Source organism: Vibrio sp. 10N.222.46.A1, from assembly GCF_041473595.1.
Taxonomy (GTDB): domain Bacteria; phylum Pseudomonadota; class Gammaproteobacteria; order Enterobacterales; family Vibrionaceae; genus Vibrio; species Vibrio tasmaniensis_A.
In genome coordinates, this window is sequence record NZ_JBFRSN010000432.1 from 1 (window position 1) to 1,096 (window position 1,096).

1 protein-coding gene is annotated in these 1,096 nt (G+C 39.1%); it reads left to right on the plus strand.

Annotation, left to right across the window (positions count from 1 at the left end):
• Positions 1 to 938, plus strand: a 938-nt coding sequence (locus AB4496_RS13355) for an MchC protein (protein ID WP_372131130.1), incomplete at its 5' end; no start/stop codon positions are given.
• Positions 939 to 1,096: the final 158 nt, after the last annotated feature.

Here is a 1,096-nt window from a genome sequence, read left to right on the forward strand (position 1 = left end):
ATGAGGCTATTAGTGAAGCGATTTGGGGCGAGATTTGTCATAAGCATTTACCTTACGGAGCAATACGAACGTTAGCCATTATCAAAACCAATACAAAGCATAAATTTGGATATTTAGATGAAGCCCCTTACAAACACTGTGCTTTAGCAATAAGGGAAGTTTCAGTACGTCCCGCACACTTTGAGCGATGCACATTTTTCTGGCCAGCGGTGAATTATAGTTATCTTCGTGATAATGATGCTAATCGTGTGAGGAAGGCTTTACCTTACCTATCCAAGTTTCTGTTAGGTGGGGTTGAGGGTGCGTCACTTAGTGATGCTTTCAATAAAATGATTGATCGACTGGCCTGCCAGATTGCAGCATCGAGAGTTAAAGGTATTCCACATGGCTCTTTAACGAGCTCGAATATATCGGTTGACGGTCGATTTTTGGACTTTGGCACTATAACAGCTGTACCCGATTTCGGTAACTATGTACTGGCAAATGGTGTCGGGGCTGTATGGGATGACCATGCGCTCATCGAATCATGGCTCGTTAACTTCATTGATACTCTTAATCATTACTCGGAGGGCGACTTGACTCCAACTCAAGTTCGAGAGCACTCGTTTGGGTTTACAAGGTTACTTGATGAATATGAGAACAAGTTTTTGTTAATTGAGCTAGGGATTAAAGAACATTCAGGTTCTAATTTACAACAAGCGGGTCGTTTGAAAGAGCGACTAAAAAATGAGGATCGTAAGGTGATTACTCGTTTTAATGATCAAGAATTTCGAGAGAGCGTTTTAATAGAAGCAAAGAAACTTGGTCTTGATGTTAAGTCTGTTGAGTTCCCTTTACGAGATGCTAAATATTCAGCATTTTCCCTGCTTCAAGGCCACTTGAATACTAAGTACGACTATCAAACTGTTAGTCGCCTTGTTAATTGTTACTTAGCGTAAGTGAGATAGTTATGGTTGATGTAATTGAAGTGATTTTAATCGCAACATCTTTGTTCTCGTTTATTACAACCTTAGTTTTATTTGGGTTTTATAAACTGAAAAAATCTAAGTCTAAAAATAATAATGATCCGAAAGTTTCGGCCTTTTTACCTTTCTAT